The sequence below is a fragment of the Terrabacter sp. P5_B1 genome (assembly GCF_056400505.1).
Map to the genome: position 1 here is coordinate 1 of NZ_JBFULD010000067.1, position 14,563 is coordinate 14,563.

Here is a 14,563-nt window from a genome sequence, read left to right on the forward strand (position 1 = left end):
CCCGAGGTCCGCCTCGACGGCGCGGTGCGCAGCGGCATACGCCAGCGGGTCCGGCTTGACCACACCGAAGTCCGCGCCGTCCCTCACACCGCCCCGTCGCGCTGCTCGTCAGCCCCGTCGCGCTGCTCGTGAGCCCCGCCGCGCGGCTCGTGCGCGACATCTCTGTCAGTGCGGGACTCGTCGGACCACGAGGCGGTGCCGTCGTGGACGTTGCCCTCGGCGCGGCCGGTCACGACGTCGGCCACCGACGGGCCCTCGCGGTCGCGCCACTCGGCCTCGCGGCGCTCCAGCTCGGCCTCACGGGTGTCGAGGCCCTCGTGGCGCGCGGCGAGCTCGCTCTCACGGCGACGCAGGTCCTCGTCGCGCAGGCTCGCCTCGTGGAGCTGGCGCTCGTGGTCGCGGCGGGCCGCGTCGGCGTTCTCCTCGACCTCGGTGAGGCGGGCCGCCTCCTTGTTCTCGCGGCGCACCCGGACGCGACGGCGGGCCGCCGCGGAGACCAGCGCCCAACCGAGCGCGAAGAGGAGCACCGCCACCGCGCCGTAGACGGCGAGCTCGAGCGCTGTGGCGTTGCGCGTGAAACCGAAGGCCGAGATGGCGATCGTCCCGGCTGCGGCGTGGGTGGCAAGGTAGGTGACGACGCCGGCTCCGGCGCCGAGCAGCATCAGGATGACTCCGAGCAGGGCCATGGGTTCGTGCTCCTTCGTCAGTGACGGGTCGTCCCGCCGTGATCGTCCCCGACCCTAGCCATACCCACATCGACGTGCCCGACCGAAGGGGGCGGCCCCCTCGGTTAGCCTGACCCCCATGCGCATCACGGGAAAGCTCGCCGCCGCGGTCCTCGCGGGGCTCTGCGTCGTCACGGTGGCGTCCTGCTCGAGCGACCCGGGGGCCTCGTCGCAGCAGTCGCAGCAGTCGCCGGCCCAGCAGCTCGCCGCCGCCAAGGCCAAGGTCGACGCCGCGTCGTCGGTCCACCTCACGCTCGCCAGCGCGAACGTGCCGCAGGGCGCCAGTGGCGTGGTGTCCGCCGACGGCTGGGGCAAGCACCCGCCCGCCTTCAAGGGCACCTTCAAGGTGACGCTCAAGGGTGTGCAGGCCGACGCGGAGATCACCTCCATCGGCGGTGAGGTCTACGCGAAGCTCCCGCTCATCCCGGGCACCAACAAGATCGACCCCAAGACCTTCGGCCTGCCCGACCCCGCGGTTCTCTTCTCTCCCGACAAGGGCCTCACGACGCTGCTCACCGCGACGACGTCCCCGGTCGCGGGCGACAAGGTGCGCCAGGGCTCCGAGGTGCTCTCGACGATCAAGGGCAACCTCCCGGGCAAGGCCGTCACCGACCTCTTCCTCATCGGCGACAGCAGCGGCACCTTCTCCGTCACCTACGGTCTCACCGACTCCCAGGAGCTGCGCCAGGTCGTCATCACCGGGCCGTTCTTCGGCGCGGGCACGACGTCGACGTACACCCTGACCCTCGACGAGTACGGTCAGCCGGTCACGATCTCCAAGCCCTGACCTCCCGGTGACGTCACCCGACGATGCGGCCGTGGGGTCCGCGATGACCACCGGCACGCACCGCCTCGCGCTGCTCGCGGCAGCGTCGGCAGCCGTCGCGCTCGCGGCCGCCGACACCTATGTCGTCGTCCTCGCGCTGACGGACATGATGGCGGGAGTCGGCATCGGCATCGACTCCCTCCAACGGGCGACGCCGATCATCTCCGGCTTCCTCCTCGGCTACATCGCGGTGCTGCCCCTCATCGGGCGCCTGTCCGACCTGCTCGACCGGCGCCGGATCCTGCTCGGCTGCCTGCTCGTCTTCGCCGTCGGGTCCGCCGTCACGGCGCTCGCCGTAGAGATGCCGGTGCTCGTCACGGGGCGCGTGCTCCAGGGCGTCGGCGGTGGTGGCCTCGTGCCGGCGACCCTCGCGCTCGTCGCGGACCTGTGGCCGCAACACCGGCGCGGCACGCCGCTGGGCGCCGTCGGAGCCGTGCAGGAGCTGGGGTCGGTGCTCGGACCGGTGCTGGGCGCGCTCGTCCTCGCGTGGTCAGGATGGCGAGCGATCTTCTGGCTCAACGTCGCTGCCGCCCTCGTGTTGTATGCCGTCATCCACCTCATCGGGTCCCGCTCGGTCTCGTCGGGGTCCGGGTCAGCGCGGGGGTCAGCGCGGGGGTCGGGCTCGAGATCGGGCTCGCGGCAGCCGCGTGGCTCGGCGCGGGACCGGGCCGTTCCGGTGGCGGCGGCAGCGCTCGCGGTGCTGGGGCTCGGCGTCACCGGGCTCGCCCTCGCGGCACCGCAGTCGCTCGTCACCGACGTCGCCCTCGGCGCGCCGTTCGTCCCGTTCGTCGGCACGTCCAGGCTGCTGACCCCGATCGGGGTCGTGGGGCTCGGGCTGCTGCTCGTGGTCGCGGTCCTGACGGCGCCGCGCTGGTGGGCCGTGCTGCGTCGAGCCGACCTCGTCGGGGCGCTGCTCGTCGCGGTCGCCCTCGGCAGCCTCGTGCTGACCTTCGCGTCGTCCGACCCGGAGAAGGAGGTCGTCGGTCCCCTCGGCTACAGCCTTCTGCCCGTCGGTGCCCTGGCCCTCGTCGTCCTGGCCTGGTGGCACCGCCACGCCGCGGACCCGCTGATCCCGCGTGGCGTCGTTGGCGCCCGCGGCCTGCGGGCGCTCGTCGTCAGCCTGCTCGTCGGCGCGGCCCTCGTCGCGGTCGTCGTCGACGTCCCCCTCCTGGCCCGCCTCACCGACGCCTACGACGAGACCGGGGCGGCGCTCGTGCTCGTGCGGTTCCTGCTCGCCGTGCCGGTCGGGGCGCTGCTCGGCGGATGGTCGCTGCGACGACTCGGGGACGGGTCCGTGGCCGGGACCGGTCTCCTTCTCGCCGGCGGCGGCCTTCTCGTCATGTCCCGCTGGACCCTGGACTCCGTCAGCGCCACCGTGCCGGCCACCGTCGTGCTCGTCGTCGTCGGCCTCGGCATGGGCCTCGCCCTCGCGCCCGTCAACAACGCCGCGCTGGCCGACTCGCCGGCCGACGCGCACGGGGTCGCGAGCTCCCTCGTGGTCGTGGCCCGGATGGTGGGGATGGTCGTGGGTCTGGCCCTGCTCACCTCGATCGGTCTGAACCGCTACTTCGAGGCCGTGCGTCGTCTGCCGAACCGGCTCGACACCGGTGCCCTCATCGGGGCCRGCGTCGTCCAGGTGCAGACGGTCTTCCTCGGCGGGGCTGTCGCAGCCCTGCTCGGTGGGGTGGTGGCGTTCACCCTCGGGGTCAGCGGCCGGGTGACGGCGACGGAAGCGGCAGATGCCGACGCGCCCCGTTTCGTCGCGCTCTGACCGACCGGCGCGCCGGCGGTCTCCGGCTGGACCGACGCGCCGCAGGCACTTATCACGCATGTCGGTTGAATGCAAGCCGCTCTCTTGACGCCTGCTGTCGCAGACCCCGAGTCTGGAGACTCAGGGTGGGCCTCCGGGACCGCCGCCACGAGGAGGAGGGCGCAATGGACGAGCACGTGCTGAACCGTCGGCGGGTTCTGCTGGGAACAGGCGCGGCGGCGATGGGAGGCGTGGCAGTCGCGGCGTCCGCGGCGTCCGCTTCGGCGGACGGCAACAGTGACTCCGGCCCGAGCGGGAGCTGGGTGATCTCCCGGAAGGATGACCCGCCCGGAGACACGATGACGGTCACGACGGTCGTCAGCTTCGCGGCAGGCGGGGTCCTGATCAGCCAGGACATCTCTCCCGCGGCCGCTCCCTTCACCGGCACGTGGGCACGTCGGGGTGACAGCGGGTTCCAGGGAACGATGTGGGTGGGCCAGCCCGGCCCGGCGGGCCCGGACAAGCCCGGCCTCACGGTCAGAGTCCGAGTCCGCGGCAGCGTCCGCAAGGACAAGCTCTCGGGCACCTACCAGTTCTCCGTCTTCGACCCCTCGGGCGCCGTCGTCGCCGACGGCACCGGCTCGTTCACCGGCCACCCGATCGAGGCGTGAGCGAGCTCGGTCACTCCCCGACCTGGAAGACGACGGGGGCATGGTCAGACGCGCCCTTGCCCTTGCGCTCCTCGCGGTCGATGGCCGCACCCACGACGCGCGCGGCGAGGGCGGGGGAGCAGAGCGCGAAGTCGATCCGCATGCCCTGACGCTTCGGGAAGCGCAGCTGCGTGTAGTCCCAGTAGGTGAAGGTGCCGGGTTCGCTCGTGTGCGGTCGCACGACGTCGCTGAAGCCTGCGTCGACGACGCTCTGGAAGGCGGCGCGCTCGCCGGGCGAAGTGTGCGTGCGGCCCTCGTAGTACGCGACACTCCACACGTCGGCGTCGGTGGGGGCGATGTTCCAGTCGCCGAGGAGGGCGATCTGCGCGCCGGGGTCGTCGGCGAGCCAGCGCCGCCCGGCCCCCGACAGGGCGTCGAGCCAGCTCAGCTTGTAACCGAGGTGCGGGTCGTCGAGCGCCCGGCCGTTGGGCACGTAGAGTGACCACACGCGTACGCCGTCGCAGAGCGCCCCGATGGCCCGGGCCTCCGGTGCCGCGGGGTCGCCCCATCCGGGCATGCCGTCGAACCCGACCTGGACGTCGGCGAGGCCGACCCGCGAGGCGATGGCGACGCCGTTCCACTGGCTGAGGCCGTGGTGGGCCACTTCGTAGCCGAGGGCCTCGAACCGCTCGAGCGGGAACTGGTCCTCCCGGGCCTTGGTCTCCTGGATGGCGAGGACATCGACGTCACTGCGCTCGAGCCAGGCGGCGACGCGGTCGATGCGGGAGCGGATGGAGTTGACGTTCCAGGTGGCGATGCGCACAGTCGGTCACCCTAGACCGCTGCGCCGACGGACGGTCCCTAGGGTGAGGCGCATGACTGCACAGCGGACGACGCGACCCACGGCCCTCGTCACGGGAGCCAGTGTCGGGATCGGGCACGAGTTCGCCCGTCAGCTCGCGGCGCGCCAGCACGACCTCGTGCTCGTCGCCCGCGACCGTTCCCGTCTCGAGGCGGTGGCCGTCGAGCTGACGAGCAGGTATGCCGTGTCGGCGGAGGTGCTCGTCGCGGATCTCTCGGACCGGTCGGCCCTGCAGGCGGTCGCCGACCGCGTGGCCGACCCCGAGCGCCCGGTCGACGTCCTCGTCAACAACGCGGGCTACGGGCAGCGCCGCAGCTTCCTGCGCAATGACGTCGCGGTCGAGGAGGCGGCGTTCGACGTGCTGACCCGGGCCGTGCTCGTCCTGTCCCACGCGGCCGGGGTGGCGATGCGCCAGCGCGGCCGTGGCCGCGTCGTCAWCGTCTCGTCGGTGGCGGGTTTCATCGCCTCCGGCTCGTACTCCGCCGCCAAGGCCTGGGTCACGACGTTCAGCGAGGGGCTCGCGAGCGAGCTCGCCGGCTCGGGCGTGACGGTGACGGCCCTGTGTCCCGGCTTCACGAACACCGAGTTCCAGCAGCGCGCCGGCATCGGCAAGCCGGGCCCCGACTTCATGTGGCTGGATCCGACCCGCCTCGTGTCCGAATGCCTCGACGACGTCGACAAGGGCCGTGTCCTGTCGGTGCCCGGTCTGCAGTACAAGGCCATCGTGGGACTGCTGCGGGTCGTGCCCCGCTCGGTCGTCCGGCGCGCTCGTCTCGTACGCCGCTGAACCCCGGCCGCCGAGGGACGTCCCGCGCCGCCCGTCCCAAGCCGCATCACGCGATTCTCCGGACTTTGCAGAAACGGGACTTGTCTCGTATGTCCTTTTGATACAAGGGAACTCGGGCCTCATCTTGCGATTCGACTGACGCGGGAACACCCGGTGTTACCGTGAACCGGGAGGAGCTCGCCGACTCCTATCAACGTCGGCCACGACCGGCCCGGGGGGTGTCGGGAGTGGCGAGGGCTCCTACAGGTTCGGACAGGCAGATGACGGTGAGATCGCAGCCCTCGGGCTGTTGGCCGGTGCAGGGATGGGTGGCGGACGTGCGCTGCGGTGACCAGCAGCTCGTGACGTCGACCCGGCCCGGTCGGGCGTCACGGGCCTTCCGGACCCGGCTGAGGTGGGCGGGAGCCATCGCACCTTCGGGGTGCGGGCGGGATGGTGCAGGCGTTCCGAGTACGTAGACCGTCCTCTGGGGGGGATCAGATGTCAGCAAGGAAGTTGAATTTCAGTCGTCGGCGTGCGCTGGCCGCCGTCGATGGGCCGATGGACGGACTGCACATGGAGGCGCCCCGTCCCGGGGGCGACGCCGCGATGCGTGCGCTGTGTCACGACCTCATCCAGCCACTCGCCGCGATCCGAATGCTCGCTGACCCGCACGTTCCGTCGAACGACGAGCGCCTGGCCGGCATCCTGCACGAGGTTGCCTGGCTCACCGACCTGGTCGGCTCCGTGCTCGGTGGGAAGCGTGAGGACGACCAGGAGCCCCTCGACATCATGGATGTCACGAGATATGCGGTGTCCTGCTGTGCTCCCGGCGTCAGGTTCGAGGTCAGGCTGGAGGGAGCTGAGCCCGTGGCAGTGCTCGCTCCGCGCGTCTCTCTCGTCAGGGCGCTGATCTGCCTGTTGGACAACGCCGCTCGTGCCGCCGGACCACAGGGACGCGTGACGGTCACCGTGAGTGCCAGTGGACCGCTCGCGGTCGTGTCCGTGGCTGACGACGGGCCCGGGTTGGGCAGGCTCGCGCCGCAGCACTCCATCGGCCTCGTCACCGTGGCGGGCGTCCTCCGGGACTGCGGCGGACGTCTCCAGCTCGAGAACGGGGTCGACGGAGGTGCTGTCGCGACCGTCGAGCTGCCGCTCCTGGCGCGGGTCCAGACCCGATGAGGATCGTGGTCTGCGACGACCATCGTCTGCTGCTCGAAGCTCTCGGTGCCTCCCTGGTGGCGCGCGGCCACGACGTCGTGGCGCTGGCCGTGACGCCCGACGAGGCAGTCAGCGCAGTGACCGACCATGCGCCGGACGTGTGCCTGCTCGACCTGCACTTCCCGGGAGGCACGAGCCTCGACGCGCTTCGGGCCATGAGGACAAGGCAGCCGGGCACCAAGGTCGTCGTCTTCTCGGCGGCCGCGGATCCACAAGCCGTCGTCGGCACGCTCTCGATGGGTGCCTCCGGATTCCTCCGCAAGTCGATGTCGATGGACGAGATCTGCCTGATGCTCGACCGGGCCGCGGAGGGCCAGGTCGCGGTGGAGGCGAACCTGCTGCAACAGGCGTTCCTGCCTCCGTCCGCTGCCGACCCGCTGTGGGCGCTGCGGTTCCTGACCGACCGGGAGTGGGACGTGCTGCGGTGCATCACGCAGGGCCTGACCACCCAGCAGATCGCCCGCCAGCTCGGTGTGCGCAACAGCACCGCGCGCACGCACGTCCAGAACCTCCTCACCAAGCTCGGGGTCCACTCCCGGCTCGAGGCGGCGGCTCTCCTCGCCGACCACGGGAGCCCGGCGATCTGGCCGGCACGACTGCGAACGTGACCGACGCCGCCTCGTCGACGTGCGCGACCCCTCCCGGATCGGACATCCAGATCGGGCATGTGACGTAGTCGCGGGTCGTCCAGACGTCGGGTGTGCGGTCGGTCCTCGCCCTCGATGCTGGGTTCATGACGACCCAACCTGTCCGGGTTGTGGTCTTCGCCCGGCAGCAGCTCGTGCTGGAGGCGTTGGCTGAGACCCTGGAGGCGCTGCCAGGCCTGCGTGTCGTCGGGCGCGCCTCGACCGTGCCCGGTGTGCTCCAGCTGCTGGGGCCCGTGCCGGTGGACGTGTTGATCCTGCATGCGCTGGTCCGTCAGGACGCGTCCCTCGAGCTGGCGCGCTCCGCGCTCGAGCAGGTTCACGACCTGGGGATCGTGCTCGTGACCGAGCCGGACGCCGCCGACCTGACCCGCCACGCGCTCCAGATCGGCGTCCGTGGCTGGGTGCGCAGCGACGAGCCACTCGAACGCCTCGTCTCGGCCGTCCGCGAGGTCGGGGCCCACGAGGTCTTCATCCCGGTCTCACTGATGACGTCGGTGCTGACTCCACCCCAGCCTGGCGCCACTCCCGAGTCCACTCGTCCGCCCCTCATGCGGCTCACCCCTCGTCAGTACGACGTCCTGCGGTGCCTCATGGACGGTCACTCGCGCGAGGAGACGGGCCTGCTGCTCAACATGTCGCCCAACACGGTCCGCACCCACATCGGCGCGATCCTCCGGCGACTGCAGGTCCACACCACCCTCGCGGCCGTCGCTGAGGCGCGTCGCGGCGGGCTCCTCGGCCGGAGTGCCGAGGAAGCGTCTACCGCGAATGGCGTAGGGGGCCTCGGGCGGTGAGCGGGTGTGCTGCTGCTCCGGGGTTCCTAACGTCGAGGGAGCGGGACCGTCCGCGCCCATGCCGACAGGCCCTTGAGGCCCAGGGGGAAACATGACCGTTCAGACCTCGCCACGACGTGTAGCGGCGTCCCGCTCGATCCCCTTTGCGCGCACGGTGATCGGGCCCGAGGCGCGCTCTGCCGTGGCCCGGGTGCTCGAGTCGGGGTGGGTGACGACCGGGCAGGAGGTCGTCGAGTTCGAGCGCGAGTTCGCCGACTACGTCGGGGCCGGCCGCGGTGTCGCCGTCAGCTCCTGCACGGCCGGCCTCGAGCTGGCCCTGAGGGGTCTCGGCCTCGCGCCCGGGTCGCGCGTCCTGATGTCGACGAACACGTTCTGCGGCGCGGCCGGTGCCATCACGCACGCCGGCCTGGTGCCCGTGCTGGCGGATGTCGGCCCATGGAGCGCCGTCCCGACCGAGGACCTCATCCGCGCGGCCGTTCGWGAGGTCGGTGGCGTGTCCGCGATGGTCGTCGTCCACCTCGGCGGGCGACCGGTCGATGTCGAGGCGGCCGCGGCGGCGGCCGGGATCGGTCTCGACCGGGTCATCGAGGATGCTGCGCACGCGCTCGGCACGGAGGTCGGCTCTCGGCGGGTCGGCTCGATCTCCCGAGCCACCTGCTTCAGCTTCTACGCCACGAAGAACCTGGCCATCGGCGAAGGAGGCATGGTCACGACGAGCGACGACGACTTCGCCGAGACCCTGGTCCGCACCCGCCTGCACGGCATGTCGAGGGACGCGTGGCGCCGCTACACCCCCGGGGCGAGCTGGCGGTATGACGTGGCGGACGACGGCCTCAAGGCGAACCTCACGGACGTCCAGGCAGCCATCGGCCGAGCGCAGCTGCGCCGCTTCGATGCCGACCAGGCCCGGCGCGTCGAGGTGGCCGCCCGTTACGACGCGCAGCTCGCGGGCCTGCCGTCGATCAGCCTTCCCCCGCGGCATGTCGATGGCCGACACGCCTGGCACCTGTATGCCGTGCGGATCCAGCCAGGGTTTCCCGTGTCGCGCGACGAGCTCATCGACCGGTTGAGTGCCCTCGGCATCGGCTCGTCCGTGCACTTCATCCCCCTGCACCGACTGACCTGGCACGTCAACCACTGCATCGTGCCCGCGGCGGGCCTGCCCGGCGCCGACAGAGTCTTCGAAGGCACTCTCTCCCTCCCCTTCGACCAGAACATGACCGATGACGACGTCGACGAGGTGTGTGCAGCCTTGCGGCAGATAGGAAGTGCGCGATGACTTCGGAGGTTGGGACCCGACCGGGGATCGGCAGCTCGGTCCCGGACGTGGGGCTACGGACCCTGATCGTCGGAGCGGGTGCGGCGGGCAAGGCGTTGGCTCGAGACCTGCAGCGCGTCGAGGACTTCGGACTGTGTCCGGTGGGATTCCTCGACGACGACGTGACCAAGCGAAGGGTTCGGCACCTGCCCGTGCTCGGCAGGCTCTCGGACGTCCTCAAGGTCGCGACGGCCGCGCGCATCGACGTGGTGGTCCTCGCCATTCCCGGGCTGCCCGAAGCCGAGGTGACCCGGCTGGCCACCGCCGCTGCACGCGTCGGGGCCAGCGTCCGCCGGCTACCGTCCTTCATCGCGATGCTGCAGCGCGACGTCGTCGGGACGGACCTGCGCTCGCTCGACGTGGCCAACCTGATCGGGCGAAGTGAGATGCACGTCGCCTCGCCGGAGGTCGCCGAGATCATCACCGGCAGAACGGTGCTCGTCACCGGAGCCGGAGGCTCGATCGGCAGTGAGCTGTGCCGTCAGGTCAACGGCTTCGCCCCGAGCCGCCTCGTCATGCTCGACCACGACGAGTCCAACCTGCACCGCCTCCAGCTCGAGCTCCGGGGGGAGGCCTTCCTCGAGGCCCACGACGCGGTGGTCGCGGACATCCGCGATGCGGAGCGGATGCGGCAGGTCATGCGCTACTACCAGCCCGACGTCGTCTTCCACGCGGCCGCGCTCAAGCACCTGCCGATGCTCGAGCAGCACCCGTGCGAGGGCGTGAAGTCCAACGTCCAGGGCACCGAGAACGTGCTCGTCGCCGCGGTCGAGGCCGGAGTAGAGCGTTTCGTGGCCATCTCGACCGACAAGGCCGCCGACCCGACCTCCGTCCTGGGGGCGACCAAGGCCCTGGCCGAGCAGGTGGTCAGGAAGCACGCCGGGGGTCGCACCGTCGTCTCCGCCGTTCGCTTCGGCAACGTGCTCGGCAGCCGAGGCTCGCTCCTGCCGGTTCTCGTCTCCCAGATGGCGGCGGGACGGGACGTGACGGTGACCCACCCGGACGTCACGCGCTACTTCATGACGATCGAGGAGGCCGTGGGACTCGTCCTCGAGGCGGCCCATCTGACGACCGGGTCCGAGACCTTCGTCCTCGACATGGGCTCGCCTGTGAAGATCGTGGACCTCGTCGCCAACTTCGCACGCCAGCTCGACGTCCGCGACGTCCGTATCCGCTTCACCGGTCTGCGTCCGGGCGAGAAGCTTCACGAGTCGCTCTTCAGCGACGACGAGGACTGTGTCCCCACCAGCCACCCGCGCATCTTCAGCGCCGACGCCGTCCCCGTGCACGAGGACTTCGACCTGCTGATGCTCTCGCTGTACGACGCGGCTGGACGCAACGCGGCGGACGAGGTGCGTCGCACCCTCCGTGAAGCGCTGCCGATCTACCGGCCCGAGCCCGTCGCAGCGGTGGCGATGCAGACCTCTGCGCCCTACCCGGACGACTACTGATGCACCCCGGCACCCACTCTGAAGACAGGTTGGCCACATGAAGATCAACGTCATCGCGGGTCGCGCCGACGAGCCACAGGGCGGTTCGACGACCGGCCACCATGGCGCGCGCGTGTTCGACAGCGACCACGTGCCCGCAGACCGTGACCTGGTCGCGTCGTTCAACTCCGCGACGCTCGGCATGGACCTCGCGGCGCCGCCGGTCGTCCTGCCAGACTTCCACCACAAGTCGGCCATGGAGATGCCCTCCAGCATCGCCGTGGCGACTGCAGGCACGATCCGCCCGACGTTGACGAGCTCGTCGGTCAACTGCGGGATGGCGCTCATAGCGCTCAACTGCGACCGGCCGACCAGCGCAGCCGTGAGCGACTTCTACCGCCGGGTGCGCGAGCGCTACCCGTACCCGACGACCAACCGGCGCGACCTGTCCTATCGCGAGGTCGTCAGCGCGGCCACCGAGGGCGCCGACTTCGCCGTCGAGCGGAACGGGGTGGACCCGGCCGAGCTCGAGCGCGTCGAGGAGGGCGGCAGGATCGACCTCGCGCAGTGGGGCGGCAGCGACCGCCTCGTCGCCGAGATGCCGGCGCTCACGTGGCAGCTGGCCAGGCTTCGCTTCGGCACGGTGGGCCCGACCAACCATTTCGTCGAGCTGCAGGAGGTCGAGGAGATCCTCGATCCCGAGGCGGCTCGGCTCCTCGGCATCAGGCAGGGGCAGGTGACCCTGCAGTACCACGCCGGCGGTGGCGTGCTCAYCGGCGAGATCGGGCACCTGTTCGCCCGGCGGCGTGACACCGCCCGTGTCATGAGGGCCGCGATGGCCGTCCAGAAGCCGCTCTTCCACCTCGCAACGGCACGATCGACGCAACAGGTCCGCGAGCGGATGCGCCTCTTCTTCACCTCGGCGTGCCCGCCGGTCGAGCTCGACTCGGACGAGGGCAAGCGGCTCATGCTGGCCAACGCTGCGGCCATGAACTACGGCTATGCCTTCCGGATGGCCACCTACCAGGCGTTGCGGCAGCTGGCGGCGGACGCCTTCGGCGGTGCGCCCGGCAGCCTCGTCGTCGACTCGCCGCACAACTCGATCTACGAGGAGGACGTCGCGGGGGAGCGGGCCGTCGTGCACCGCCACAACTCGTGCCGCGCCTACCCCGCGCACCTGATGACACCCGGCACCACCTTCGCGCAGACGGGACAGGCGGTGCTCCTCCCCGGCACGCACCGCACGTCCTCGTACCTGGCGGTCGCCGGGAGCTCGAGCAGCCAGAGCCTGCACTCCGCCTGCCACGGAGCGGGCACCGTCATCGACCAGTTCGCCAAGAACGGAACCTCCCGGTCCGATCCCGCAGGGCGATCGACCCTGCGGTTCCGCTACGACGACACCGCACCCACCGAGGCGCCGCACCTCGACGACGCCGGCGTCAACGCGGCCATGTCGGTGCTGTCGACCCATCAGATCGTCCGACCGGTGGCGCGGATGCGACCGTTCGCCGTCCTGCACTAGACCTGCCCGGAAAGAGAAGTCACATGCGCATCGATGAGGCCTTCCGTCGAGTCATCGGCGGGTACTGGTGGCTGATCGGCCTGCTCGTCATCGTTCCCGTGGTGGCGGCCGCTCTCTACGGAGCTCATCAGAAACCCGAGTACCAGGCTGTCGCGCGCGTCCAGATGTCCGGCGGACTCGCCAGCACCAACGTCCAGGCAGACGCGGCGACGCAGTGGCTCCAGGGCGTCATCACGACCCCCAACATGGTCCGTCACGCCATGGAGGCCGCGGGGATCCCCGGGGACCCGACGCTCTTCGCCACCCACTCGATCGACGTGACCCGGGTGGGCGTCTCCACGGTCAACGACGTGGTCGTCACCACGGACAACCCGAACCGGTCGGTCATCGCCACGAACTCCCTGGTGCAGCAGGCGTTGAGGTACGCCAACACCTCGCGCCAGAGTGACGCGGCCCAGATGAGCACGCTCAACCAGCAGATCGACTCCCTCACCAAGGACCGGGACAGTCTGATCCGGCAGCTCGCCGTCGCCCCACCCGGAACGGTGCTCGAGCTCCAGGCCCGGATCGGCGCGATGGCGCCCACGCTGACAGACATGTTGCGCCAGCGCTCCGACCTCGTCCTCGCGTCGACACAGCGTTCGAGCATCGGTCTGCTCGATCCCGCCACCGCGCTGCCCGACCCTGTCGGCCCCAAGGTGCCGCAGCTCGTGGCGCTGGCCGGCTTGGCCGCCCTCATCCTCGCTCTGGGCCTGGTCGCGATCCTCGAGGCGATCCACCCGCAGGTCCGGGGCCGGCGGTGGGTCGCCGCCGAGCTCGACGCACCCCTGCTCGGGCACCTGCCCACCTTGGCTCTCGCCGGTCCGACGGGGGCTCGCAGCCTGCGTGACTTCGGGAACGCGGCGAGGGTGGTCGGTTCGCGGTTCGCCGGACGGCCGATCCTGCTGCTGCCGGTCGAGAAGAGGTACGACCAGTGGGCGGCGCGCATCTGCCTGGAGCTGGAGACGCTCACGGGCGTGCGTGTCGAGCACGCGCCGGACGCGGCTGTCGCGCTGCAGGGCAGAGGGCCGGCGCTCGGCCGCGTGGGCGAACCCGTCGTGATCGCCCTCAGCCCGTCGGTGGAGTCACAACGCAAGCTCGAGGACATGGCCCGCAACGCAGCCGTGATGGGCTGGCCGATCGTCGGCGTGCTCACCTTCCGGCGCCGGCGCCTCTTCGACCGGGCGGCGCTGGCAGAGGGGGGCCGTCACGCCCGACCACCCATCACGCCGGTCGCACCCACGGCGCCTCCGAGCGGCGCACCCGACCCCCTGGAACAGGAACTGGGTGCGCTGAGCAGCCAGAAGATGCGGGGGATGTCGTGAGGCGCCGAGCCGAGTCCTGTGGCCTGACGGTCGACGTCGAGTCCGGGTCCCGCGCCTGGATGAACGTGGTGGACCGCGCCCTGGGTGATCCACCACGACCGGCACCGTCGAATCACTCGGACGCGCCCGACGCCGGCCGCACCCCCGATGTCGTGGTGCGCGTCGAGTCATCGCACGCCCCCTTCCAGCCCCCCGGTCTCGCCCCCTTGACCCGCGGGGCATGGGGTGACGGGCTGCGCGTGGTGTTCGCCGATGCGTGCGGGAGCGGCCTCGACCTCCTCGTCGAACCGTCGGCGGAGGCGCTCACCGTCACGGCACGCCCACGGCCGGGGCCGACCCACCGTGCGCTGCGTCTGGCGGCGCCGGGCCGGACCGAGCTGCTCTGGCGCGCAGCGCTCCTGCAGTACCCGACCCTGTGGTGGGCCGCTGTCCGTGGGTCCGTGCCGCTGCACGTCTCGGCTGCCCGGGTCAGTGACCACGGCGTGGTGCTCGCCGGGCCCGGAGGAGTGGGCAAGTCGACCCTGCTCAGCAGCCTCGCGCATGATGACGGGGCGCCGGTCAGTGACAATCTCTGCACCTACGACGGCGAACGACTCCACGGGCTGCCCGAACCGCGCCGAGTCGACGCGGGCACGGCGAGGGCCCTGCGCCGGACCATGCCGCACGGGCGGGTGGAGCAGCCGTGGGA

14 protein-coding genes are annotated in these 14,563 nt (G+C 71.3%); 12 read left to right on the forward strand and 2 right to left on the reverse strand.

The features are described 5' to 3' along the window. Positions 1-83: 83 nt before the first annotated feature. Positions 84-686, reverse strand: coding sequence for a hypothetical protein (locus tag AC1DP0_RS07150; protein WP_478083195.1), 603 nt, complete (start codon positions 684-686; stop codon positions 84-86). Between the two features lie 118 nt (positions 687-804). Between AC1DP0_RS07150 and AC1DP0_RS07155 the strand changes: the two genes are divergently transcribed. The 3 genes from AC1DP0_RS07155 (at position 805) to AC1DP0_RS07165 (ending at position 3,972) form a co-directional block, all read left to right on the forward strand. Beyond that, positions 805-1,512 (forward strand): LppX_LprAFG lipoprotein, encoded by a 708-nt coding sequence (locus AC1DP0_RS07155; protein WP_478083197.1) that lies wholly within the window; start codon positions 805-807, stop codon positions 1,510-1,512. Between the two features lie 43 nt (positions 1,513-1,555). Beyond that, a complete protein-coding gene (locus AC1DP0_RS07160; RefSeq protein WP_478083199.1) occupies positions 1,556-3,322 on the forward strand; it encodes an MFS transporter in 1,767 nt (588 codons plus the stop codon). A gap of 338 nt (positions 3,323-3,660) precedes the next feature. Further along, a complete protein-coding gene (locus AC1DP0_RS07165; protein ID WP_478083201.1) occupies positions 3,661-3,972 on the forward strand; it encodes a hypothetical protein in 312 nt (103 codons plus the stop codon). A 10-nt stretch (positions 3,973-3,982) separates the two neighbouring features. Here AC1DP0_RS07165 and AC1DP0_RS07170 read toward each other — a convergent pair whose 3' ends face one another. Beyond that, positions 3,983-4,774: an exodeoxyribonuclease III gene (locus AC1DP0_RS07170; RefSeq protein WP_478083202.1), complete on the reverse strand. Its 792-nt coding sequence runs from the start codon at positions 4,772-4,774 to the stop codon at positions 3,983-3,985. 52 nt (positions 4,775-4,826) lie between these two features. Here AC1DP0_RS07170 and AC1DP0_RS07175 point away from each other — a divergent pair, with 52 nt between their 5' ends. The 9 genes from AC1DP0_RS07175 to AC1DP0_RS07215 all read left to right on the forward strand — a co-directional run. After that, positions 4,827-5,600, forward strand: a complete 774-nt coding sequence (locus tag AC1DP0_RS07175) for an SDR family NAD(P)-dependent oxidoreductase (protein ID WP_478083203.1) — start codon at positions 4,827-4,829, stop codon at positions 5,598-5,600. A 540-nt stretch (positions 5,601-6,140) separates the two neighbouring features. Then, complete coding sequence (locus AC1DP0_RS07180; RefSeq protein WP_478083204.1) at positions 6,141-6,761, forward strand: sensor histidine kinase; 621 nt, start codon at positions 6,141-6,143, stop codon at positions 6,759-6,761. Further along, positions 6,758-7,408, forward strand: a complete 651-nt coding sequence (locus AC1DP0_RS07185) for a response regulator (RefSeq protein WP_478083205.1) — start codon at positions 6,758-6,760, stop codon at positions 7,406-7,408. Before AC1DP0_RS07180 ends, AC1DP0_RS07185 begins: the two co-directional genes overlap by 4 nt. 125 nt (positions 7,409-7,533) lie before the next feature. Then, a complete protein-coding gene (locus AC1DP0_RS07190) occupies positions 7,534-8,241 on the forward strand; it encodes a LuxR C-terminal-related transcriptional regulator (RefSeq protein WP_478083207.1) in 708 nt (235 codons plus the stop codon). Between the two features lie 91 nt (positions 8,242-8,332). Next, positions 8,333-9,520, forward strand: a complete 1,188-nt coding sequence (locus AC1DP0_RS07195; RefSeq protein ID WP_478083208.1) for a DegT/DnrJ/EryC1/StrS family aminotransferase — start codon at positions 8,333-8,335, stop codon at positions 9,518-9,520. Further along, entirely contained in the window at positions 9,517-11,010 is a 1,494-nt protein-coding gene (locus AC1DP0_RS07200) for a polysaccharide biosynthesis protein (RefSeq protein WP_478083210.1), read from the forward strand. The genes AC1DP0_RS07195 and AC1DP0_RS07200 overlap by 4 nt, the downstream gene beginning before the upstream one ends. Positions 11,011-11,047: 37 nt before the next feature. Next, positions 11,048-12,511: an RtcB family protein gene (locus AC1DP0_RS07205; RefSeq protein ID WP_478083211.1), complete on the forward strand. Its 1,464-nt coding sequence runs from the start codon at positions 11,048-11,050 to the stop codon at positions 12,509-12,511. Positions 12,512-12,534: 23 nt separating this feature from the next. Continuing rightward, on the forward strand, positions 12,535-13,875 hold the full coding sequence (locus AC1DP0_RS07210; RefSeq protein WP_478083212.1) for a hypothetical protein: 1,341 nt from the start codon (positions 12,535-12,537) through the stop codon (positions 13,873-13,875). Then, positions 13,872-14,563, forward strand: a 692-nt coding sequence (locus tag AC1DP0_RS07215) for a hypothetical protein (RefSeq protein WP_478083213.1), incomplete at its 3' end; no start/stop codon positions are given. The genes AC1DP0_RS07210 and AC1DP0_RS07215, both read left to right, overlap by 4 nt.